The organism is Thalassobaculum litoreum DSM 18839, assembly GCF_900102465.1.
Taxonomy (GTDB): Bacteria; Pseudomonadota; Alphaproteobacteria; order Thalassobaculales; family Thalassobaculaceae; genus Thalassobaculum; species Thalassobaculum litoreum.
Genome location: NZ_FNBW01000008.1, coordinates 235,000 through 257,373 on the forward strand (window position 1 = coordinate 235,000; position 22,374 = coordinate 257,373).

Annotated in this window: 22 protein-coding genes; 11 read left to right on the forward strand and 11 right to left on the reverse strand. The window is 67.8% G+C overall.

What is annotated here, in order from left to right; genetic code table 11:
* Nucleotides 1-16 precede the first annotated feature (16 nt).
* Nucleotides 17-226 carry a cold-shock protein gene (locus BLS34_RS14650; protein ID WP_028793660.1) on the forward strand — a complete coding sequence of 70 codons (210 nt, stop codon included), beginning with the start codon at nucleotides 17-19 and terminating at the stop codon, nucleotides 224-226.
* A 98-nt stretch (nucleotides 227-324) separates the two neighbouring features.
* On the opposite strand, the gene pcaG is transcribed toward BLS34_RS14650, so the two are convergent.
* The 6 genes from pcaG to BLS34_RS14680 all read right to left on the reverse strand — a co-directional run bounded on the left by pcaG (nucleotide 325) and on the right by BLS34_RS14680 (nucleotide 7,584).
* Nucleotides 325-906 (reverse strand): protocatechuate 3,4-dioxygenase subunit alpha, encoded by a 582-nt coding sequence (gene pcaG, locus BLS34_RS14655; protein ID WP_093151368.1) that lies wholly within the window; start codon nucleotides 904-906, stop codon nucleotides 325-327.
* Complete coding sequence (gene pcaH / locus BLS34_RS14660; RefSeq protein WP_028793662.1) at nucleotides 903-1,616, reverse strand: protocatechuate 3,4-dioxygenase subunit beta; 714 nt, start codon at nucleotides 1,614-1,616, stop codon at nucleotides 903-905. Before pcaH ends, pcaG begins: the two co-directional genes overlap by 4 nt.
* Entirely contained in the window at nucleotides 1,609-2,409 is an 801-nt protein-coding gene (gene pcaD, locus BLS34_RS14665) for a 3-oxoadipate enol-lactonase (RefSeq protein WP_093151370.1), read from the reverse strand. The genes pcaH and pcaD overlap by 8 nt, the downstream gene beginning before the upstream one ends.
* Nucleotides 2,410-2,589: 180 nt before the next feature.
* On the reverse strand, nucleotides 2,590-5,262 hold the full coding sequence (locus BLS34_RS26500; protein ID WP_093151373.1) for a TRAP transporter large permease subunit: 2,673 nt from the start codon (nucleotides 5,260-5,262) through the stop codon (nucleotides 2,590-2,592).
* Nucleotides 5,263-5,340: 78 nt separating this feature from the next.
* Entirely contained in the window at nucleotides 5,341-6,369 is a 1,029-nt protein-coding gene (locus BLS34_RS14675; protein WP_215906118.1) for a TRAP transporter small permease subunit, read from the reverse strand.
* A gap of 117 nt (nucleotides 6,370-6,486) precedes the next feature.
* On the reverse strand, nucleotides 6,487-7,584 hold the full coding sequence (locus BLS34_RS14680; RefSeq protein WP_028793666.1) for a TRAP transporter substrate-binding protein: 1,098 nt from the start codon (nucleotides 7,582-7,584) through the stop codon (nucleotides 6,487-6,489).
* Nucleotides 7,585-8,468: 884 nt separating this feature from the next.
* Between BLS34_RS14680 and BLS34_RS14690 the strand changes: the two genes are divergently transcribed.
* The 4 genes from BLS34_RS14690 (at nucleotide 8,469) to BLS34_RS14705 (ending at nucleotide 13,642) form a co-directional block, all read left to right on the forward strand.
* Nucleotides 8,469-9,611: a hypothetical protein gene (locus BLS34_RS14690; RefSeq protein WP_093151378.1), complete on the forward strand. Its 1,143-nt coding sequence runs from the start codon at nucleotides 8,469-8,471 to the stop codon at nucleotides 9,609-9,611.
* Between the two features lie 119 nt (nucleotides 9,612-9,730).
* Complete coding sequence (gene aspS, locus BLS34_RS14695; RefSeq protein ID WP_175474239.1) at nucleotides 9,731-11,515, forward strand: aspartate--tRNA ligase; 1,785 nt, start codon at nucleotides 9,731-9,733, stop codon at nucleotides 11,513-11,515.
* Nucleotides 11,516-11,522: 7 nt separating this feature from the next.
* On the forward strand, nucleotides 11,523-11,945 hold the full coding sequence (locus tag BLS34_RS14700) for a MarR family winged helix-turn-helix transcriptional regulator (protein ID WP_093151380.1): 423 nt from the start codon (nucleotides 11,523-11,525) through the stop codon (nucleotides 11,943-11,945).
* A 101-nt stretch (nucleotides 11,946-12,046) separates the two neighbouring features.
* Complete coding sequence (locus BLS34_RS14705; RefSeq protein ID WP_093151383.1) at nucleotides 12,047-13,642, forward strand: lysine--tRNA ligase; 1,596 nt, start codon at nucleotides 12,047-12,049, stop codon at nucleotides 13,640-13,642.
* Nucleotides 13,643-13,813: 171 nt separating this feature from the next.
* On the opposite strand, the gene BLS34_RS14710 is transcribed toward BLS34_RS14705, so the two are convergent.
* The 3 genes from BLS34_RS14710 to BLS34_RS14720 are packed head-to-tail and all read right to left on the reverse strand — an operon-like array spanning nucleotide 13,814 to nucleotide 15,696.
* On the reverse strand, nucleotides 13,814-14,134 hold the full coding sequence (locus tag BLS34_RS14710; protein WP_028793671.1) for a hypothetical protein: 321 nt from the start codon (nucleotides 14,132-14,134) through the stop codon (nucleotides 13,814-13,816).
* The gene (locus tag BLS34_RS14715; RefSeq protein ID WP_093151386.1) at nucleotides 14,131-14,811 is read right to left on the reverse strand and encodes a DUF1028 domain-containing protein; all 681 of its coding nucleotides are present in this window, start codon (nucleotides 14,809-14,811) and stop codon (nucleotides 14,131-14,133) included. The genes BLS34_RS14710 and BLS34_RS14715 overlap by 4 nt, the downstream gene beginning before the upstream one ends.
* A gap of 27 nt (nucleotides 14,812-14,838) precedes the next feature.
* Nucleotides 14,839-15,696, reverse strand: coding sequence for a branched-chain amino acid aminotransferase (locus tag BLS34_RS14720; RefSeq protein ID WP_028793673.1), 858 nt, complete (start codon nucleotides 15,694-15,696; stop codon nucleotides 14,839-14,841).
* A 140-nt stretch (nucleotides 15,697-15,836) separates the two neighbouring features.
* Here BLS34_RS14720 and BLS34_RS14725 point away from each other — a divergent pair, with 140 nt between their 5' ends.
* The 3 genes from BLS34_RS14725 (at nucleotide 15,837) to BLS34_RS14735 (ending at nucleotide 19,038) form a co-directional block, all read left to right on the forward strand.
* Nucleotides 15,837-16,910, forward strand: coding sequence for a quinone-dependent dihydroorotate dehydrogenase (locus BLS34_RS14725; protein ID WP_093151389.1), 1,074 nt, complete (start codon nucleotides 15,837-15,839; stop codon nucleotides 16,908-16,910).
* 140 nt (nucleotides 16,911-17,050) lie between these two features.
* A complete protein-coding gene (locus tag BLS34_RS14730; RefSeq protein WP_139189339.1) occupies nucleotides 17,051-18,136 on the forward strand; it encodes an EAL domain-containing protein in 1,086 nt (361 codons plus the stop codon).
* Nucleotides 18,137-18,162: 26 nt separating this feature from the next.
* Nucleotides 18,163-19,038, forward strand: a complete 876-nt coding sequence (locus BLS34_RS14735; protein WP_028793675.1) for a TIGR01459 family HAD-type hydrolase — start codon at nucleotides 18,163-18,165, stop codon at nucleotides 19,036-19,038.
* A 65-nt stretch (nucleotides 19,039-19,103) separates the two neighbouring features.
* On the opposite strand, the gene BLS34_RS26675 is transcribed toward BLS34_RS14735, so the two are convergent.
* A complete protein-coding gene (locus BLS34_RS26675; RefSeq protein WP_084618743.1) occupies nucleotides 19,104-19,559 on the reverse strand; it encodes a ribbon-helix-helix domain-containing protein in 456 nt (151 codons plus the stop codon).
* A gap of 263 nt (nucleotides 19,560-19,822) precedes the next feature.
* Between BLS34_RS26675 and BLS34_RS14745 the strand changes: the two genes are divergently transcribed.
* The 3 genes from BLS34_RS14745 (at nucleotide 19,823) to upp (ending at nucleotide 21,589) form a co-directional block, all read left to right on the forward strand.
* Nucleotides 19,823-20,335 (forward strand): Lrp/AsnC family transcriptional regulator, encoded by a 513-nt coding sequence (locus BLS34_RS14745; RefSeq protein WP_038013820.1) that lies wholly within the window; start codon nucleotides 19,823-19,825, stop codon nucleotides 20,333-20,335.
* Between the two features lie 161 nt (nucleotides 20,336-20,496).
* Complete coding sequence (rpmB, locus tag BLS34_RS14750; protein ID WP_028793676.1) at nucleotides 20,497-20,790, forward strand: 50S ribosomal protein L28; 294 nt, start codon at nucleotides 20,497-20,499, stop codon at nucleotides 20,788-20,790.
* Between the two features lie 145 nt (nucleotides 20,791-20,935).
* Entirely contained in the window at nucleotides 20,936-21,589 is a 654-nt protein-coding gene (upp, locus tag BLS34_RS14755) for a uracil phosphoribosyltransferase (protein WP_028793677.1), read from the forward strand.
* Nucleotides 21,590-21,605: 16 nt separating this feature from the next.
* Here upp and BLS34_RS14760 read toward each other — a convergent pair whose 3' ends face one another.
* Nucleotides 21,606-22,361 carry an SDR family NAD(P)-dependent oxidoreductase gene (locus tag BLS34_RS14760; RefSeq protein ID WP_028793678.1) on the reverse strand — a complete coding sequence of 252 codons (756 nt, stop codon included), beginning with the start codon at nucleotides 22,359-22,361 and terminating at the stop codon, nucleotides 21,606-21,608.
* Between the last annotated feature and the right edge of the window lie 13 nt (nucleotides 22,362-22,374).

A 22,374-nucleotide genomic window follows, 5' to 3' on the forward strand; every position in this document is an offset into this window, starting at 1 on the left:
TGAAAGGAGCGACGTTATGGCCACCGGTACGGTGAAATGGTTCAACACCACCAAGGGTTATGGGTTCATTCAGCCGGATGATGGCGGTGCGGACGTGTTCGTGCACATCAGCGCCGTTGAGCAGTCCGGCATGCACAGCTTGAACGAAGGTCAGAAGATCGAGTACGAGCTGCAGTCTGACCCGCGCCGCAACAAGGTCTTCGCCGGCAATCTGTCGGCCGCCTGAGCTCCCTGAGCCAAGGCACGCCCATCAGGAAGCCCCGCCGGGAAACCGGCGGGGCTTCTTTCTTGCCGTCATCCTGACGGGAACGGTTCGCTCGGCGCTCACACGTCGAAGAACACCGTCTCGTTGTCGCCCTGCATGTGGATGTCGAGCCGGTAGGTATTCCCGTCGCGGTCCGCGATGAGCGTATTGCGGCGGTCCGCCGGAACCGCGCTCAGCACCGGGTCGGCCGCGTTCGCGTCCGCCTCGTCGGAGAAGTAGATCCGCGTATAGACGTGGGTCAGCAGGCCGCGCATGAACACGATCACGTTCAGATGCGGCGCGTCGCCCTCGGCGGCGGCTCCCGGCTTGATGGTGTCGAAGACGAAGCGGCATTTCGGATCGGTCCCGGTGCCGGTGCGCCCGAAGCCGGTGAAACCCGCGTTGGAGCCGCGCGGGTCCGCCGGATGGGCATAGCGGCCCCGGGTGTCGGCCTGCCAGATCTCGATCATCGCGTCGGGGATCGGGGCGCCGTCGCCGTCGAGCACGCGGCCCTCCACCCGGATCCGCTCGCCCTCGACCTCTTCGCCGGCCATCGCGCCCTCGGCGATGGAGGTCTGTGGGTAGTTGTATTGCCGCGCGGTCAGGCCATAGGCGAAATACGGGCCGACGGTCTGCGACGGCGTCTGCTTCCACTGGCTCATCGGCCGGCCTCCATCGGCGTTTCCCTCGGCCCCCGCAGCACGATGTCGAACACATAGCCCAGCGCGAAGCCCTCCTCGGTGACGTCGAGGGAGAAGTCGCTGACCAGGCGGTTGCGGGCGCCCTCGGGCGTCCCCAGAAAGATCGGATCGAGAGCCAGCAGCGGGTCGCCGGGGAAATACATCTGGGTGACCAGTCGGCTGGCGAAAGCCGGGCCGAACAGGGAGAGGTGGATGTGGTTCGGCCGCCAGGCATTGGCGTGATTCGGCCAGGGATAGGCGCCCGGCTTGATCGTGTAGAACCTGTAGCGGCCCTCGGCATCGGTGACAGCCCGGCCGCCGCCGAAGAAGTTGGGATCGAGCGGGGCGTCGTGCCGGTCGTTCTCGTGCACGTAGCGGCCGGCGGCGTTCGCCTGCCAGATCTCGATCAGCGCGTTCGGCTGCGGCCGGCCGAGCTCGTCGAGCACCCGGCCGGTGACCACGATGCGCTCGCCCAGGGCCTCGCCGTTCTTCGCCCCGTTCTTCGTCAGGTCGTTGTCCAGCGGCGCCAGGGATTCGTGGCCGTAGACCGGGCCGGTCAGCTCCGACAGGGAGTGCCGGATCGGAACCAGCGGCTTGGTCGGCCCGCGCTTGACCGTCGATTTATAGTCGGGATGGATCAGCGGCGGATGGGCCGCCCAGTCCCGCGGTGTGATGCTGTTTCCGTCAGCCATGGTTGACCTCCTTCAGAAGGGTCTTCAGCTCGGACACGACCGCGTCGGGCGCCTCGATGCTGGGCAGGTGGCCGACATCGGGCAGCTCGACATAGCGTGCGGTCGGCAGCGAGGCGGCGAAGGCGGAGACCACCTGCGGCGTCGTCGCCCCGTCCTCGCCGCCGCAGATCACGACACAGGGGACGGCGATGCCGGCGGCCTTGGCGGTGTAGTCGGCGTCGCGCAGGGCGGCACAGGCGGCGGCGTAGCCGTCGGCCGGGGTGCGGGTCAGCATCTGCCGGTAGCCGACGAGATCGACCGCCCGGTCCCGGTGGAAGACCGGCGCGAACCAGCGCTGCAGGACAGTGTCCGCCATCGCCTCAAGCCCGTCGGTGCGCACCATGTCGATGCGCTGCTGCCAGAGATCGGCGGCACCGATCTTTGCCGCCGTGTCGCACATCATCAGCCCGGCGAAGGCCTCGGGCCGGGCGGCGTAGGCCGCCTGGGTGATCAGCCCGCCGATGGAGACACCGGCCATGACCGTACGCGTGACGCCCAGATGGTCCAGCACCCCAAGGGCGTCGGCGGCGTAGCGTTCGATGGTGATCGGGGCGCCGCCCAACGCCGAGAGGCCGTGGCCGCGCTTGTCCATGCGGATGCAGTGCCAGCGGTCGCAGAGGGCCTCGACCACCGCATCCCAGATGCGCAGGTCGGTGCCGAGCGAATTCGAGAACAGCAGGGCGGGTCCGTCGGTGGGCCCGTCCTGGCGGACATGCAGCACGCACCCGCCCACGTCGACGAAAGTCGATGCCATCAATCCTCCCCTTGGTGACGCGGTCTTTCGCCTATCCTGCCTCCAAGGGAGAGGGACGTCGAGTGCGCTGCCCGCCGACAGCAAAATGCCCCGGCCAGACCTGACCGGGGCATTGGCTTCGCGAGGCGAAGGTCGGCCGACCGGAAGCGGAGCGGGACCGGCCCGTCCGCTTCCGGGTGCTTAGAAGTTCAGCGAGATGTTGCGGTGCTCGGAGCTGCACGAGGCGACGTACAGGGCGACCTCGCGCGGCAGCCTCGCCTGCTGGCGCAGGCCGATCGTGTCGTCGATCGCGTCCTCATAGGCCTCCACCTGCGGCAGCAGGGCGTCGGACGCCTCAGCCCGCCAGGCGATGTCGGCCTCCAGTGCTGCGACGGCCTCGGCATGCTCGGCCAGTGCCTGGTCGGGATCCGGCTGCCTGGTGTTGGTGGTCCGCAGCTCGCGGCGGGCCTTCGACAGGGCCGAACGGATGTCGCCCGCTCCCTCGATGTCGCCGACCCGGCCTTCGACCGCCTGGATCTCTTCCATCGCCACTTCCGGATCCTTGGTGCGGATGGTGTCCGCCAGAGCCTTGATCTCGCTCTCGAGTGCGACGAGTTGGTCGGCGCCCCGCAGGACCCGCATGAAGGTCTGGATCGGCTCGTAGGCGTTGTCGACGACGCGGCGGTAGTTCAGATAGGCCCGCTTCTCCTCGGAGAGCAGCTTCTTGAATTCGCCGTGCACCTGATCCCAGTTGCTCGGCATCTCGGACATCAGGGTTTCTTTTTCTGCCGTCAGTTCCTCTGCCCGGTTTTGCAGCCGCTCGATGTCCTCGACTTCGTCCGGCGCCTGGCGCTGAAGCTGACCGGCCCGGCGCTGGGCGGCTTCCAACTCCTCGGCGTTGCGGCGCAGGGCCGCCTCGATCCGGCGCACCTCGGTGCGAACCGGATCGTAGGTTCCTGCAGCGGCGGCGATCGCCGCGCTGGTGGCACGCGCGTCGTCCAGGGCCTGGAAGGCGTTCTCGGCTCCGTTGACGGCCCGGGTCACTTCGCCCGCAACCGTCTTCGGAACGCCGGACAGATCCCAGCCCTTGGCGGTCTGGATGGCGGAGCGGATGGTATCGCCCTCTTCCTGGAACGCCTGGTACACGTACTCCTCGATACAGGCCTGCAGGCGGGGGTTCTGCGGCGGCGGCGCGGTCTCGCCGAGCAGCGAGAGACGCGACGGCAGATAGTTCACCAGCGGCGGGTTGGCGCCGACGATCAGCAGCGCGATGAGCTGCAGGGTGATGAACGGCACCACGCCCTTGTACATGTCCAGGGTCCGCACGGCCGCCGGAGCGACGCCGCGCAGGTAGAACAGGGCGAAGCCGAAGGGCGGGGTGAGGAACGAGGTCTGGATGTTCAGGCCGATCATCACGCCAAGCCAGACGGCGGTGATGTTGGCGGACGGGTCGGCAAGCAGGATCGGCGCCACGATCGGCACCACGACGACGGCGATCTCGATGAAGTCGAGGAAGAAGCCGAGGACGAAGATCACCGCCATGACGATGATGAACTGGGCCCAGAACCCGCCGGGCAGACCCAGCAGGAACTCCTTCACGAGCTCCTCGCCGCCGAAGCCGCGGAAGGCGGCGGTCAGCATGGCGGCGCCGAGCAGGATGATGAACACCAGCGAGGTTGTCTTCGCCGTCTCCATCATCACGCCTTGCAGCGTCTCGTTGGTCCGGTAGGTGCGGATCAGGCTCCAGACGACGCCGATCAGGAACACCACGGTGGCGATGACCGCCAGGGTGACGCCGAGCTGATCCGACGGGCCGTGGATCGCCCGGATGTTGACGTGCCAGACGCTGGTGATGATCAGGATGGCGACCACTGCGCCGCCGGCCAGGATCGCCGGCCAGTAGGTCCGCGCCTTGCCGTCGTAGAGGCGGTAGCCGGCCATGACCGTGGCGCCGACCGCGCCGATGGCGCCGGCCTGGTTCACCGTCGCGATGCCGGTGATGATCGAGCCCAGCACCACGAAGATCAGAGTCAGCGGCGGGACCAGGGCGAGGGTGACGCGCATCGCGAAGCGACGGTCATAGGACCCTTCGAACGGCACCGGCGGGGCGATGTCGCGGCGGATGAAGGCCACGACGAAGATGAACAGCATGTACAGGCCGACCAGGACGAGGCCCGGGACCAGCGCGCCCATGAACATGTCGCCGGCGCTGGTGGAGGACACGGCGAACTCGCTCGGCATGGCGAACTCGCCGGTCGCCGCCTTGTACAGGTTGGTGCGCAGGCTGCTGGCCTGGTCGACCGCGTTGGAGAGCTGGTCGGCCAGGATGATCAGCACGATGGACGGCGGAATGATCTGGCCCAGGGTGCCGGAGGCGGCGATCGTGCCGGTCGACAGCCAGTTGGCGTAGTTGTTGCGCATCATCGCCGGCAGGGAGATCAGGCCCATGGCCACGACGGTCGCGCCCAGGATGCCGGTCGTCGCCGCCAGCAGCGCGCCCACGAACACCACCGAGATGCCGAGACCGCCGCGGATCGGACCGAAGAGCTGCGCCATGGAGACCAGCAGGTCCTCGGCGATCTTCGAGCGCTGCAGCATGATCCCCATGAACACGAACAACGGGATCGCTATGAGCGTGTCGCGTTCAACCTCCCAGTAAATTCCTCGGAAGTTGGTGACGCCGGCGCTCAGCCAGTTTGTCGGCCCGCCCTGGGCGAAGAAGGCGTCCGGGTTTCCGGTCGCGAGCATGCCGGCGGCAGCGGCGAGCAGGATACTGATGATGGCCGATCCCGGCAGCGCGAAGGCGACCGGGAAGCCGGAGGCGAGAGCCCCGGCCATAAGCAGCACCAGAATGACGACGAAAAGGACTTCCATGACGCTTTGGCTTTCCTGAGTCCGGGGCGTTCCGTATCCGGGGTCGAGACCGCGGTCGGTCGATGAATTGGCGGTCGGTTAGGCGGCAGCGCTCGGCGCGATCTCGCGCGCGCCGGGCTCCTGGCGGTAATTGGCGATGCTCTCCAGCACGCAGCTGGTGAACTGGACGCACATGGTCACGGCGAAGATCGCGAGGAACCCGGCCATCCAGTACTTCACATACATGCCGAAGCCGGACTGCGAGACCTCGTAGGCGAGCAGCGGGCTGTTGATGATGCTCGACTGATTCCACATGCCGAGGATCATGATCGTCCAGCACAGGAGCAGCCCCAGGAAGATGGCGCCGATCGCATTGATCAGGCCCTTGGTCTTGTCGCTGAAGCCGGCATACAGCACATCCACGCGGACATGCCCGTCCTCGAACAGGGTGTAGGCACTGGCGAACAGGAACAGGGCGCCGTACCAGAAGCGCACCAGGTCGCCCTGGAAGGCCTGCTCGTAGGAGAACACGAAGCGGCTCAGAACGATGCCCAGCTCGGCCAGGACGACCAGCAGGGCAAGCCAGTGGAAACCGAGCGACCGGGACCGGGCGGCGATCACCAGCGCCACGATCAGCATCGGCGCGTGCACGAAGGGACCGCGGAAGCGGGATCGGCCGAGCTCGGTGCCGAGTTCGGCGCCCAGGAGCTGGTCGGCCAGCGCTTCGACCCGCAGGAAGGAGATCACAGCGTCGACCAGGCCGATCAGCAGCACGCTCCAGAAGGCGAAGCGCACGACGAAATTGGCGATGGCGGCCATCGCCATGGCATCGGCGCGCAGGTTGCGCGACGGCGACCGGGTCACGAACACGATCGCGAGGACGATGCTCAGCACGAAAAGCGCCGTCTGCAGCAGCGCCAGCACGAGCCCGGTGCCGGTCGGCCGGGGCTCGGCGATCAGCGCGAAGACGCCAGGCCATTCGAGCCAGAAGCACAGGAAATTGTTGATGACGTAGGCAAAGGCCATCGTGACGGATATCCAGCCGAAAGTGCGGATCACCGCGGTTCCGGGTCGGTATGCGTCTGCGCCCATGGCGTCCGCGTAGGCGCCGTCAGTTGCCGTGCTCATGTCTAACCCTTGAGAAGGACCGGTCCGATCAGACCGCGGGACGTTCCCGGCGGTCGAAACAGGGAGGCAGACGGAGCGCGTGCTCCGTCTGCCCCGGAAATGTCCGGCGTATCGACCTTAGAGGCCGAGCACCCGGTTGCGCTGAGAGTAGTAAGCGCCTTCGGACAGCTTCATCCAGGAGCCGACATCGGCGCGCGCGGCGGCGAAGCTCTCATGGATGCGGTTGGCCAGCTCGGAGTGGGCGCGGGCCTCTTCGTAGACCTCGGCCGAGGCGTCACCGAACGCGTCATAGACGTCGTCGTTGAACTCCTTCAGCTCGACGCCGTGCTCGTTGACGAGCTTGGCGAGGTAGCGGCCGTTGTTCGCGTTGTACTCGGACATCATGACCTGGCACTCCTCGTACGCGCAGGCCTGGATCAGCAGCTGATCCGACTTGTTCAGGCCTTCCCACCAGGTCTTGTTCATGCCGAGGGAGTCGAATCCGCCCGGCTCGTGCATGCCCGGATAGTAGTAGTACTTCGCGGCCTCGTAGAACTTCAGGAAGTAGTCGTTCCACGGACCGACCCACTCGGTGGCGTCGATGGCGCCGGAGACCAGGTTCTCGTAGATCTGGCCGCCCGGCAGGGACACCGGCGAGGCGCCCAGCTTGGCCATGACGTCGCCGCCGAGGCCCGGCATGCGGATCTTCAGCCCCTTGAAGTCCTCCGCCGAGTTGATCTCCTTGTTGAACCAGCCGCCCATCTGGACGCCGGTGTTACCGGAGGCCAGGCACTTCAGGCCGAATTCGCCGGCGAGCTCGTCCCAGAGCTCCTGGCCACCCATGAAGTGGATCCACGAACCCATTTCGTTCTCGGTCAGGCCGAACGGAACGGACGTGAAGTACGCCCAGCCCGGGTGCTTGCCTTTCCAGTAGTAGTCGGCCGCGTGGTAGCACTGCGCGTTGCCCGAGGCGACTTCGTCGAACACGTCGAACGCACCGACGCGCTCGCCGGCGGCGAAGTACTGAACCTGGAAGCGGCCGTCGGAGACGTCCTGGATGCGCTGTGCCAGACGCTGGGCACCGGTGCCCAGACCCGGGAAGTCGCGCGGCCAGGTCGAAACCATCACCATCTCGATGCGCTCTTGCGCGATCGCCGGCGCCGCAAGGGTGGTCGATGCAGCAGCACCGCCGACCGCAGCGATGCCTGCGTTCTTGATAAATTCACGACGTTTCATGGTTGTCTGCTCCCTGCTTAAGGTCGTTTCTGGGACGTATGGTCAATTGAAAGCGTTGCCCCACTTAAGCTTTCCGGGGGCGATCATACCTAGCGGCGATTTTTGGTAAAGCCCAAGTGTGCACTGCGCCATGACATGATCAATGTCCACGCGAGCCGCGTCCCCCGGCCTCGTGACTTCTTGTTGGATGCTCCTTAACACGAATGCCACAGACGTTGCGACAACGAGTTTGAGTGGCCGAGTGTGGCGGTTTGCGCCCTTTTACCCATGGCGGGAAATTGGGGTTCGGATCGGAAACCACCGATCTCGCATCGCGATGCGGCCGGGTGACGCAGATGTGCCGCCGTGGGTCGCGGAAAGCCGGTCTTTCGCAAGATTGAGTTGGTTTCACGCAGCTCTGCGCCGGGATTGAAATCCGTTGAGCTCACTCGGCTTAGGCGGCCGGGAATGGTGCGCTGCGGGAAATGTTGAGTTTCTCCTATGTTCTTTCGGAAAAATACGATAATAACTATTAAAGCGTGTATATAATGGGGCCATCCAAAATCAGGAGGCTAGCATGGCAGCACGCGCGGCGACCGACTCCACAAGGACCTCCGGCCATGCCGATGGCTTCGGATCGCGCATCACGCCTGCTGTTTCGGACACCCTGGACCCCGGCCCAACCGCCGCCGTGATCGTCATCGCCCGCGCCCGGCGGCGGCTAGTCGATGCGCTGATGGACGCGGGGCGCATCCGCTCGATCCGCTCTGCCCGCTCCGCCATCCCGGCACCCAGCGCGGAAAGCCCCCGTGCCCGCCGGTTCGAGGCCGCGGATTTCATCGGCCTGGCGCTGACCGTCGTCGCCGGCCGTTCCGGTCTGTCGGCAGCGGTCCACGGAGCGGCGGATGTCCCGTGGCGGGCCACGCGCCCTGTCGGCCCTGTTTCGCGCGCTCGCCGACCATGGGGCGACGCCGGCGGATGCGTCCCTGCGTTTCGACGCCCCGGCCGTGCGGGGGGAACTGGTGTGTCTCGGCCGTCTGGCAGTGCTCCCGGCATCGGGCGTCGCGGCGGTCGCGGCCACGGCACCGGAGGTCGCCGGCCTGCTCTGCGATTTCGCGACGCGGGCGACGGAGGGCGGTGCGGCCGGGCCTCCCGCATGTGCGAAACGATGGTCCGGCCCTGTGGCTTTCGGCGTTGCCGCTCTGGAGAGCCGGATCGAGGCGTCGACCGTGGGGCCGGAGGGCGACAACCTTCCCGATGCCGTCGTTCTCACGCGCCTGTTTCTGCGGCGGCTGCCGGTCGGTTCCGCGGCGGCAAGGCTTCCCTGTGCCGTGGGCCGGGAGGCTCGGCCGATTGGACCCGAGCCCCGGCCGACGGTGATCCCCATCTATCCGGCGGCCGACCGGGGGCTGTTCCGCTCGATCGCCCAGTGGCGGTTGACGGGCCTGCCGCCGTCACGGCGCTGCGCCTTCGATCGGACGCTGGGCCGCCCGCTCACCCGGTGGGGCAGGGACGCCGTGACGCTTGCCACCCTGTCGGTCGGGTCGCGGGACTGGTTGGCGCTGCGGGCGGAGGCGGGCTGTTCCGACCTGCGGCTGCGCGTGGTCGGTGGGACGGCGGTGGTGCTGATCGATCGCAGTCTGGGGGCCGTGCGCGACGCGGTTCGGCAGGCGATCTGGGCGCTGGCGCGGCAGGGACGGGCCGCCCTGTCGCCGCAGGCCTGTGCCGCGGTGATGGCGGCGGCGCTCGCCTTTCACGGAGCGACGGGCCAAACCCTGGTCTGCCGGCGGCTGGACGGATCGGTTCTGCTGATGGCGGTGGAGGTCGACTGGATCGATCCGTGGGGGACCCGGCGCTCGGACGCCGACGCGATCGACGCCATCGCCGACATGGCCCCGCTGGCCGCGATCCGTCTGCTCGACGCCGCACGGACCGCCCTGGCCGATCACCCGGCCTGCTGGAGGCTGGTCGAGGCCCGGGGGGCGGACGGCGCGCGGCAGCTCTCGGTCCGGCTCGCCGACGGCCTGCTGACGCCGCGCGAGGGATGATCCGTCCGGTCACGCATATCCCGGTGTCTTCGCGCGGTCCGCAGCGGCGTTTCTCTTGACCTTCCCGACGCTGCGTGCAACGTGGCGGCCGTTTCCCGCTACGCACTGTTGACGCCATCATGCACCGCTATCGCACCCACACCTGTTCCGACCTTCGCGACACCCATGTCGGCGAGACCGTCCGCCTGTCCGGCTGGATCCACCGCCGCCGCGACCATGGTCAGCTGGTGTTCCTGGATCTGCGCGATCACTACGGCATCACCCAGTGCGTCACCGATGTCGAGGACCCGGCCTTCCAGCAGGTTGAGAAGTACCGGCTGGAGAGCGTGGTGTGCATCACCGGCCGCGTGGTGAAGCGCAGCGACGAGACCATCAACACCAAGCTGCCGACCGGCCAGATCGAGGTCCGGATCGACGATTTCGAGGTGCTGTCCGCCGCCGACCAGGTGCCGCTGCAGGTCAACTCCGACGAGGATGCCGGCGAGGAGACGCGGCTGCGCTACCGCTATCTCGACCTGCGCCGCGAGCGGGTGCACAACAACATCATCCTGCGTTCCAAGGTGATCTCCTCCATCCGCCGCCGCATGGTCGAGCAGGGCTTCATGGAGTTCCAGACGCCGATCCTGACCGCATCTTCGCCGGAGGGTGCCCGCGACTTCCTGGTGCCGTCGCGTCTGCACCCGGGCAAGTTCTACGCGCTGCCCCAGGCGCCGCAGCAGTTCAAGCAGCTGATCATGGTGTCCGGCTTCGACCGGTACTTCCAGATCGCGCCCTGCTTCCGCGACGAGGACAGCCGCGCCGACCGCTCGCCGGGCGAGTTCTATCAGCTCGACCTGGAGATGAGCTTCGTCGAGCAGGAGGACGTGTTCGCCGCCGTCGAGCCGGTGCTGGCGGGCGTGTTCAAGGAATTCTCCGACTGGACCGTGCCGGATCCGTTCCCGCGCATCCCGTACCGCGAGGCGATGCTGAAATACGGCTCCGACAAGCCGGATCTGCGGATTCCGATCGAGATCGCCGATGTCAGCGAGATCTTCCGCGGCTCCGACTTCGCGATCTTCGCCAAGCTGGTCGAGGGCGGCGGCGTGATCCGCGCCATTCCGGGTCCCAAGTGCGGCAGCCGCGCGATCTGCGACCGCATGAACTCCTGGGCCCAGGGCCAGGGCGCGCCGGGTCTCGGCTACATGATCTTCGGCGACGGCGAGGCCCGCGGCCCGATCGCCAACCGCCTGCCGGCCGAGAAGATCGAGGCGCTGAAGGCGATCACCGGCATGGGCGACGGCGACGCCATCTTCTTCGCCGGCGGCAAGGAGCTGGAAGCGGCCAAGCTCGCCGGCCAGGCCCGCCTGAAGCTGGGCGCCGATCTCGACATCGTCGAGAAGGGCGTCTTCAAGCTGTGCTGGATCGTCGACTTCCCGATGTACGAGGCCGACGAGGGCACCGGCGTCATCGACTTCTCGCACAACCCGTTCTCCATGCCCCAGGGCGGTATGGAGGCGCTGGAGACGATGGATCCGCTGGATATCCTCGCGTTCCAGTACGACGTGGTCTGCAACGGCGTCGAGTTGTCCTCGGGCGCCATCCGGAACCATCGCCCGGAGATCATGTACAAGGCGTTCGAGATCGCCGGCTACGGCCCGGAGGTCGTGGACGACAAGTTCGCCGGCATGATCAACGCCTTCAAGTTCGGCGCCCCGCCGCATGGCGGCATCGCCCCGGGCATCGACCGTATCGTGATGATGCTGGCCGGCGAGCAGAACCTGCGCGAGGTCATCCTGTTCCCGATGAACCAGCGGGCGGAGGACCTGATGATGAACGCGCCGAGCGAGGTGCGTCCGGAACAGCTCCGCGACCTGCACATCAAGCTGGCCCTGCCGCCCAAGGCGGCGCCGAAGACCGAGGGCTAAGCCTCCGATGGCCGGCCGTTCCTACGTCCTGCAGGAGCAGATCGGCCACCTGCTGCGCCGGGCCCACCAGCGCGCCACCCAGATCTTCCTGGAGACCTTCGAACAGGCCGGCCTGACCCCGACCCAATGGGCGGCGCTGGCCATGCTGGCGGAGGAGGGGGCGGCCAGCCAGAACGCGCTCGGCCGCATGACGGCGATGGACCCGGCCACCATCCAGGGGGTGATCCGCCGGCTTGAAGAGCGCGGTCTGATCACCCGCGAGCCGGACCCCGACGACAAGCGCCGCACCAAGCTGCGGTTGTCGGAGCAGGGTCAGGAACTGGTGCGCGAGGTGACGGCGCTGGGCATGCGGGTGACCGAGCGGACGCTGGAGCCGCTCGATGCCGGGGACAGACGGAAGTTCCTGGAGATGCTGGCCAAGCTTTCCTGACCGGCTTCCCAAGCCGCGTCGTCCACCTCTTCATTGACCCCGGCCCGCGTGCGCCGTAGCTTCCGCGCGTTTTTTCACATCCTTCCGAAGGAGCCGATCCGATGTCCGCCGACCCGATGCGCACACTCGCCACGAACGCCCGCGCCTGGCCGTTCGAGGAGGCGCGCAAACTGGTCGAGCGGTACAAGGACGCGCCGCCGGAAAAGGGCTACGTCCTGTTCGAGACCGGCTACGGCCCGTCGGGCCTGCCGCATATCGGCACCTTCGGCGAGGTCGCCCGCACCACCATGGTGCGCCGCGCCTTCCAGATGATGAGCGACATCCCGACCAAGCTCGTCGCCTTCTCCGACGACATGGACGGGCTGCGCAAGGTGCCGACCAACATCCCCAATCAGGAGGCGATGGCGCCTTACCTGAACATGCCGCTTACCCGCGTCCCCGATCCGTTCGGCACCCACGAGAGCTTCGGCCACCACAACAACGCCCGGCTGCGCGGCTTCCTCGACAGTTTCGGCTTCCAGTACGAGTTCTACTCGGCGACCGAGTGCTACACCTCGGGTCGGTTCGACGAAGCACTGCTGCAGGTGCTGCGGAACTACGACGCGGTGACCAATGTGGTGCTGCCGACCCTCGGCCCCGAGCGGCGGGCGACCTATTCGCCGTTCCTGCCGGTCTGCCCGCGCACCGGCCATGTGCTGCAGGTGCCGATCGTCGACAAGGACGTCGAGGCCGGCACGGTCTCCTACGACGACCCGCAGACCGGCGAGCGGATGAGCGTCCCGGTCACCGGCGGCAACTGCAAGCTGCAGTGGAAGTGCGACTGGGCGATGCGCTGGTACGCGCTGGGCGTCGATTACGAGATGGCCGGCAAGGACCTGATCGACTCGGTCAAGCTGTCGTCCCAGATCACCAAGATCCTTGGCCGGCCCGCGCCGGAGGGGTTCAACTACGAGCTGTTCCTCGACGCCGACGGCCAGAAGATCTCCAAGTCCAAGGGCAACGGCCTGTCGGTCGAGGAGTGGCTGACCTACGGCCCGCCGGACAGCCTGGCGCTGTACATGTACCAGCAGCCGCGCCGGGCCAAGCGCCTGTATTTCGACGTGATCCCCAAGACCGTCGACGACTACCTGACGTTCCTGTCCAAGTTCCCCGACGAGGACACCGACAAGCGCATCGAAAACCCGGTCTGGCACATCCATAACGGCCAGCCGCCGGCGCCGGAGAGTTCCGGCCTGTCGTTCTCGCTGCTGCTGAACCTGGCCAGTGTGTGCCACGCCGAGGAGAAGAGCGTGGTCTGGGGCTATGTCAGCCGCTACGCGCCGGACGCCAGCCCGGAGGCCAACCCGCTGCTCGACACGCTGGTCGGCTACGCGGTGCGCTACTACCAGGACTTCGTGCGGCCGGCGAAGCAGTACCGCGCGCCGACCGAGGTGGAGCGGGCGGCGCTGGAGGACCTGAAGGCGGTGCTGGACGGCATGTCGGCCGACGCCTCGGCGGAGGACCTGCAGGCCGAGGTCTACGAGGTCGGCAAGCGCCATGCATTCGAGAACCTGCGCGACTGGTTCAAGGCGCTGTACGAGACGCTGCTTGGCCAGTCCCAGGGCCCGCGCTTCGGCTCGTTCATCGCGCTGTACGGCGTGGCGGAGACGGTGGCGCTGCTGGACAAGGCGCTCAAGGGCGAGGACATGGCGGCCTGAGGCTGCCGCCTTTTCCTTCTTTCTCTCAATACCGTCATCCCGGCAGAGCCCGGACTTGATCCGGGATCTGCCCGGGACCGTGGCACGGGCGGCTGGGTCCCGGCCTCGCCCCGGGTCAGGCCCGGGGACGATCCGGGATGACGAGAACGGCTAAGGGCCGACCGGGTGGCCTCACCAGCAGCGCGAGTCCTGCGTGCTCTGGCCCTGCGGGCAGAGGATCGGCTTGCTGCGGTCGATCTTGTTGTCGACCGCGCGCTTCTTGATGCCCTCGTCGATGCAGCGGGTCAGGCCGCGGCGTACCGCCTCGTTCTCCCAGGCCTCGGGCATGCGGCCCTTGTAGGCGAAGGTCGAGAGATAGCCGCAGACTTCCTCGTCGGACATCGCCGCGATCTCGTCCTGCGGCATCTGGCGGGCCTTCTCCAGTCCGCCACAGGCGGTCAGCGCGAGAAGCAGGGCGGCGACAGCGACGATGGGTGCGGGCGGGCGGATCATGCGTGGCCTTCCAGGCTGCGGGTGTCGGGGGCGGCGGCCGGATCGACGGCGCGCAGCAGATAGCCGTCCATGATCTCGCGCCAGCGCTCCCAGGTGCGGCGCAGGTCGGCGATCGGGGTCGGCGAGTTGTCGATCCGAAGATCGATGATCGGGAAGGTATAGCCCGGATCGCAGACGACAAGGGCGGCCGATTGCAGCGGGTCGAGCTCGCCGCCTTCGGCCTCGCCGCCCTCAAGCCCCTGGATCAGCCGGTCGGCCAGTTCCGCCATGGGATCGGTCTCGAACCCGGCGGCGATACCGGCCAGGACCGCCTCGCTCTTCACCCAGTTGCCGATCACGAACCCGTCGCCCAGCACCAGCCCGTCGGCCGGCCGGGCGCAGCTTTCGCCGGTGAACACGGCGGCCTCGCCGTCGGCGGTCAGCACGCCGAGCTGGCGCCAGGCGCTGTGCGGGGTGGAGGCGACGATGGCGGCCACCGCCTCCTCGGCGCTGCGGCCGCCGCGCAGCAGGTCGAGGCCGAGCGGACCCAGGCGTGGATCGGTGCGGGCCTGGGTCACCACCAGGCCGAGCCCCGGGGCGGCGTGCGGACAGCGCCCGCCGGCCCCGATGGAGGAGGTGGACAGCGCGGTGCCGAACTGCCCGGTGCGGCGGCAGAGGCCGCCAACGGTGAAGGTCATGGTGTTGCCTGCGGTCTCGCGTCGGGGTTACGCATCGCCATGGGCATAGGCCCAGTACAGCTCCCGCGCCTTGGCGGTGATCGGCCCCGGCTGCAGCGCCCGGTCGACGATCTTGGTGATCGACATGACCTTGCCGTGGTTGCCGCAGGAGAAGATCTCGTCGGCCTCCATCAGCTCGCCGGTGGTCACCACCCGCTCATGCACCTTGTAGCCGGCCTTGGTCAGCAGCTTGATCACGCGCTGGCGGGTGATGCCGTTCAGGAAGGTGCCGTTGGGGATCGGCGTGTGGACTTCGCCGTCCTTGGCAAAGAACAGGTTGGCGGTGGCCAGTTCGGCGACGTTGCCGATCGGGTCGAGCACCACGCAATTGTCGTATCCCGCCTCGTGGGCCAGCTTCAGGGCGCGGCCGGCATTGGCGTAGAGACAGGCGGCCTTGGCGTCGACCGGCGCGGCGGTCGGCATCGGCCGGACCTTCTCGGAGATGTTCACGCTGAAGCCGGTATCCTCCGGCAGCGGGCTCTCGTAGATCGTCAGCATGAAGCGGGTGGTGTCCGGATCCGGGTAGATCCAGCCGCCATCGGCCCAGAACATCGGCTTCAGGTAGAGCGCGGTGCTGCCGTCGAACTTGGACACGCCGTCCTTGATCAGCTCGACGATCTCCTGCGGCCGGATCTTCGGCTCCAGCAGCATGTTGCGGGCGCTGCGGCAGGCGCGCTCGCAGTGCTGGTCCACGTCCGGAATGGTGCCCTCGAACCACCGGGCGCCGTCGAACACCAGGCTGCCGAGCCAGGTCGACTGGGTCATCGGACCGAGAACCATGGGGTTGCCCTCGTGCCAGCTCTGATCCTGGTCCACGTAGGTAAAGGCCTTGGGAGGCGTGGCCATCGGAATGCTCCGTCGATGATGTGTTGTTTGGACCGACCTTAGCCCGCCCGATGCGGGCTTGCCAACGCGCCACCGTCACCCGCGCTGTTTCCCATTCGAATGCTTGTGAGGCGCCGGAGCACCGACTACCGTCTCGCGCCATGTCGATGTTCGATCTCGCCCTGCCGCTCCTGCGGCGTCTCGATCCGGAAACCGCCCACCGTGCCACCGTCCGCGCGCTGGCGGCCGGGATCGCGCCCGTGGACCGTTCCGCCCCGCCGCCGGGCCTGTCGCAGCGCCTGATGGGGTTGGATTTCCCGCACCCGGTCTGCCTCGCCGCCGGCTTCGACAAGAGTGCCGAATGCTGGCACGCCCTGCTGAACCTGGGCGTCGGCGCGGTCGAGGTCGGGACCATCACGCCGCGTCCCCAGGCGGGCAATCCGCGGCCGCGGCTGTTCCGGCTGCCGGAGGACGCGGCCGTGATCAACCGCAACGGCTTCAACAACGATGGTCTCGACGCCGCGGCGGGGCGTCTGGCGCGCCATGCCCGGCACGCCGGCATCCTCGGCGTCAATGTCGGCGCCAACAAGGACACGGCGGATCCGGTCGAGGACTATGATTACGGCGTCCGCATGCTGGCACCCCTGGCCGATTACCTGACGATCAACGTGTCCTCGCCGAACACACCGGGCCTGCGCGACCTGCAGGGCGAGGGGGCGCTGGGCCGGCTGCTGGACGCGGTGGTGGCGGCGCGGGCGACCGCCTGCGGGCCGAACGGACCGCCGGTGCTGCTGAAGATCGCCCCGGACCTGGCCGAGGGACAGTTGGAAGCCATCGTCGAGACGGCGGTGCGCGCCGGGGTGGCCGGGCTGATCATCTCCAACACCACCATTGCCCGTCCCGAGTCGCTGCGGTCGCCGTCGCGCGGGGAGACCGGCGGGCTGTCCGGCCGGCCGCTGTTCGCGCCGTCCACCAAGGTGCTGGCCCGCGCCCGCCTGCTGGCCGGGGACCGGCTGGTTCTGGTCGGCGTCGGCGGGGTGGAGAGCGGCGAGACGGCCTATGCCAAGATCCGGGCCGGCGCCTCGCTTGTGCAGCTTTACTCGGCCCTGGTGTATAACGGACCGGGGTTGTTCCGGCGGATCCGGGACGATCTCGCCGCCCGCATGGCGGCCGACGGCTATGCCGCCATCGGCGAGGCCGTCGGCGTCGACGCGGCCGAGTTGGCCGGCGGCTGAGGACAACGCGTGCGCATCGCCAGCCGAGGGAGCAGGTCATCATCGGTCACATCCTGATCGCCCTGGTCTATCTCGGAGCCGCCGGTGCCGCCGCCTGGGCGGCGGAGACGTACCTGCTCGCCTCCGGTCCGGTGGTCCTGGTGCTGCTGGCCGGGATCTTCATCTCCTGGCACATCGCCATCGCCGGACGGCTTGCCGCCGGACGGGCCGAGCGGCGCCTGCGCGAGGTGGTCCGCCGCGTCGCCGCCTTGCAGGAGGAGGCCGAGCTCGCCCGGGCCGAGGTCGAAACCCTGCGCGACCGCCTGGACGACCTGCCCGATGCCGAGCGCCTCTCCGGCGAGCTGAAGGTGCTGCAGGGTCTGCTGAAGCAGCTCGCCGGCCGCAAGGACAGCGCGGGCGGCGCGATATCGGCGCCGGGCAAGTCGGACACGGTCGTCGCCGTGCCCACCGGCGCGCGCGGCGGCCAGGTCGTCATGATGGAGAGCGAGGAGCTCCTGGCGGCGATCGAACAGGCGCTGCGCGACGAGGCGGTCGAGCTCTACCTGCAGCCGGTGGTCAGCCTGCCCCAGCGCAAGCGCCGATTCTACGAGTGCTTCTCGCGCATCATCTTGCCGAACGGCTCGGTCATCACCCCGGAGCAGTACATTCCCGTCGCCGAACAGGCCGGGCTGGTTGCGGCGATCGACAACCTGCTGCTGGTGCGCTGCGTGCAGCTCGTGCGCCGTGCCCGGCGCGATCACCTGGATGTCGGCTTCTTCTGCAACATCTCCAACGCCTCGCTGACCGATGTCGATTTCTTCCAGGACTTCATCACCTTCATGGCGGAGAACCGGCAGCTCGCCGAGACCCTGGTCTTCGAGTTCGACTACGCCAGCATTGCCGCCGGCGACTACATCACCCGGATGAACCTGCAGCGCCTGCGCGGCGTCGGCTACCGCTTCTCTCTCGATCAGGTGCACGACCTGGACCTCGACCTGGAGGAGCTGTCGGGTCAGGGCTTCCGCTACGTCAAGGTCAACGCCCATCTGCTGCACGAGATGGCCCGCGGCGACGATCCGGTGCTCGACATGCGCTCGTTCAAGGGCGCGCTCGACCGCTACGCGATGGACCTGATCGTGGAGAAGATCGAGAGCGAGGACATGCTGCTCGATCTGCTGGAACTGAAGGTGGATTTCGGGCAGGGATACCTCTTCGGCGAACCCCGTCCCCTCGTCGACAAGAAGTAGCGACCACCAAGCGAGAGAGTGTCCCGATGACCCAGAACGCGGCCGAGATCCTGGCCGACGGCGTGTCCGCCCTTGCCGACCGTTACGATGGCTGGATCTTCGACGTCTGGGGGACGATCTACGACGGCGGGGCCGTGTTCGCGGGCGCGCGCGACGTGCTGGAGAACCTGGCGGCGCGCGGTGTCCCGGTCGCCATCATGTCCAATTCGCCGCGCCAGACCGCGGTGGTGGAGGAGCGGCTGACCGGGCTCGGCATTCCGGGCGACTTGTACCGGGTGGTGATCACCTCGGGCGGCGAGGCGCGACGTTATCTGATCGACGGTCTGGACGCGTTCCACGCCGGGCTGGGATCGCGGGTCTACACCTTCGCCCCGGACCGCTTCGGCGACATCCTGCCGGGCACCCGGTTCACCCTGGTCGAGCGTCTGGAAGAGGCGGACTGGATCCTGAACGCCGGGCCGGCCGGAGAGTTCGACCAGGTCGAGACCTACGAGGACCGGCTGGCCGAGGCGGCCGAGCGCGGGCTGGGGATGATCTGCGCCAATCCCGACCTCGCGGTCTTCGACCAGGGCCGGCTGAAGATGCATGCGGGCTCCATGGCGGCCCGCTACGAGGCGCTGGGCGGCAGCGTGCACTACCACGGCAAGCCCCACGCGCCGGTGTTCCTGCGCGCCGCCGAGCTGCTCGGCGCGCCCGGCGGCCGGCTGATCATGGTCGGCGACAACCGGCATACGGATATCGCCGGCGCCGACGCCGCGGGCATGGCGTCGCTGCTGCTGGCCGACGGCATCCACCACGAACGCCTGCTGCGCGACGGCGAGCTCGACCGTGCGGGCGTCGAGGCGTTCCTGGCGGAGCCGGGCGCGATGCCGACCTATGTGGCGGCGCGGTTGACCTGGTAGGGGGAGGCCCAGCCTCGAGCCTCACGCCCTCGAGCCTCAGGTCCCCGGCCTCAGGTCCTGGGGACTCAGGTCTTGCCGGCGGCGCTTTTCTGTTCGGCGTGGAAGCGGTCCATGGTGGCCTCCAGCAGGCCGGGGAACGCGGCCTGAGGGGCTTGGCCGAGACTAGGCTGGGAGCGCTGCGGCATCTCCAGCAGCTCGGCGGCGTGACGGAAATAGGTCAGCAGGAAGACTCGCAGGGCCGAGGACATCGACGAATCGACCCGCCGGATCTCCACCGCCGTGCAGAGCTCGTCCAGACCGACCTCCTCCCGGCGGCAGATTTCGGTGAGCCCGTCCCACACCTGTTCTTCCAGACTGACGCTTGTCCGCCGGGAACCTAGGGTGACGTTTCTACGTTGCCGGTTCCGGCTCAACTCCTTCGTCACGTCCGCTGTCTCTTTCTGGTCTCGGGAAAGGCCGACGGGCAGGAAATACCGTCGGCAGGTCAAATGCATACGCCTTGTTTCTCCGCCGCGGCGCATACAAAAAAGCACACTACCGCATGCAAGTTGCACACGATTGCATGGTGCCACCGTGGGTGCAATACGGATTTTGAAATACGCGCCATAGGAGTTGTCCCGCCATTTGAGGGCGTCGCCCCTGACGTCAGGGCCGGCTGGCGCGCTTGCCGCCCGACGGAGATTCGCGTATTTTCACAACAACTTGAAATTCATCAAAAACTTGCTGAATTGTTGGTGTCGCGCGGCGACAGGACAAATCAAGTCATAACCAGTGAGAAACGCTGATGGCCGGTGACGTGGACGCTCAATTGGATAAGGTCGGGTGGCAGCTCCTGCGGGTCCTGCAGGAGGATGCACGCCTCTCCTATAGCGAGCTCGGCCGACGGGTCGGGCTGTCCTCTCCCGCCATCGCCGAACGCGTGCGCCGGATGGAGGATACCGGGGTCATCACCGGTTACCGTGCCATGGTGGACCCGTCCAAACTCGGCTATCCGACGATCGCCTTCGTCCATCTGAAGACCATCGGTGAGAATCACGGCCGCATCGCCACGGTGGCGCACACGCTGTCCGAGGTGCAGGAGTGCCACCACATCACCGGGCAGGACAGCTACATGATCAAGGTCATCGTCTCCTCGATGACCCATCTGGAGCATGTGATCGCCCAGCTGCGGACCTATGGCGAGACCACCACGTCCATCGTGCTGTCCTCGCCGGTGAAGTCGAAGATGGTCCTGGCGGGGCCGAGCGTGCGCACCGGACCGATGCTGCCGCCGATGGCCTACGAGGAAACCGCCTGAAACCGGGCCGGCAGGGCGTCTCGACGCTTGACGCCTCAGCCGGCCTCACGTATATCCCGCGCCTCGCGTCGCCTTTGTCCGGCGACGCCGCTGTTTTACGTGGGCCGATCGCCGCGGGATGCGTCCGGGCGGGGCCAGGAAAGAATGTCGAGGAACGTGTCATGGCCCGTCGCTGCGATCTTACTGGCAAGGGTGTGCTGACCGGCAACAACGTCAGCCACGCGAACAACCGCACCCGTCGCCGTTTTCTGCCGAACCTTCAGGACACCTCGCTGCTGTCCGACGCGCTGGGCGAGATGGTCCGCCTGCGCCTGTCGACCGGCGCCCTGCGCACCGTCGAGCACCGTGGCGGTCTGGACGCGTTCCTGAAGTCGGCCCGGGCGTCCGAGCTGTCGCTGGAGGCGCGCCGCCTGAAGAAGCGCATCCTCGCCGCCGAGGCGAAGGCTGCCGCCTGATCCTTTCTAGCTTAATCCATTCTGGGGTCTCCCAGTCGCGTACCGCGCCCGCCTGAAAAGGCGGGCGTTTTCGTGTGCGGTCGCCTATACCGGGCGCAAAAGTTATGCTGTCCCGTGATGCCTGCCCGAGCCGAGAGTCGATGCCATGAAGACCGATCCCGCCTTTCCGAACCTGTTCGTCGTCGATCACCCGCTGGTCCAGCACAAGCTGACCATCATGCGCGAGAAGGAGACGTCCACCTCGAAGTTCCGGGTGCTGCTGAAGGAGATCGCGCTGTTCCTCGGCTATGAGGTCACGCGCACCCTGGAGGCGACCACCCGCGAGATCGAGACCCCGGTGGCGACCATGCAGGCGCCGACCCTGGCCGAGCCGCGACTGGTGATGGTCGGCGTGCTGCGCGCCGGTCTCGGCATGGTGGACGGGCTGCGCGAGCTGATCCCGACCGCCTATGAGGGTCATGTCGGCCTCTACCGCGACCCCAAGACCCATGAGCCGGTGGAATACCTGGTCAAGCTGCCGGCGGCGGAGGAGCGGGTCTTCGTGCTGGTCGATCCGATGCTGGCGACCGGCAATTCCGCCAGCCATGCCGCCGACGTGCTGAACACGCACGGGGTGCCGGACAGCCGTATCCGCTTCATGGCGCTGGTCGCCGCTCCGGAGGGGGTACGCCGGTTCCACCAGGATCATCCGGACGTGCCGATCTATGTGGCCGCCCTGGACGAAAAGCTGAACGAGAAGGCCTATATCGTGCCGGGCCTGGGCGATGCCGGCGACCGCCTGTTCGGCACGACCGAGTAAGCCCCCCGGTCGCGACTCAGACCAGCCCGCCGTTCACGTGGATGAGCTGGCCGGTGACGTAGCCGGCCTCCGGCGACAGCAGGAAGACGATCACGGCGGCCACTTCGTCGGGGGTGCCGAGCCGGCCCATGGGGATCTGCGCCTCGACCTTGGTCGCCGCGTCGGGGGTGACGGCGCGGTTCGTGCCGGCATCCTTCTGAATGAACCCCGGGACCACGGCGTTCGCCGTCACTCCGTGCGCCGCCAGTTCGAAGGCGAGCGAGCGGACATGGGTCTCCAGCGCGGCCTTGGCGGCGGCGGTTCCGGGGAAGGTCATCACCCCGGGCCGGTAGACATGCGGGCCGAAGGCGGAGACCGCGACCACCCGGCCGCAGGGGCTGGCCTTCAGATGCGGGGCCGCCGCCTGGGCCATCAGGGCGAAGCCTCGGGCGATGGCGTCCACCGGCGTCTCAAGCTGCTCCAGGGTCGAGTCGAGAAGCGGCACGTTGCGCGCCCATCCGGCATTGGCGATCAGCACGTCGAGACCGCCGAACGCCTTCGCCGCCCGGCCGACCAGCGCGGCGGACAGATCGCGGTCGGCCAGATCGCCGAGCATGGTCTCCACGACCGATCCGGTGTCCCGAAGCTCCCCCGCCACGCTCTCCAGCCGGTCGGCATTGCCGCGGGTGTGCAGCAGCAATGCGGTGCTGGGACCGGCCAGCCGCCGGGCGGTGGCGGCGCCGATGCCGGAGGCGGCACCGGTGATCAGGACGCGGCGGGTGATCTCGGTCATCGGGCGGGTTCCT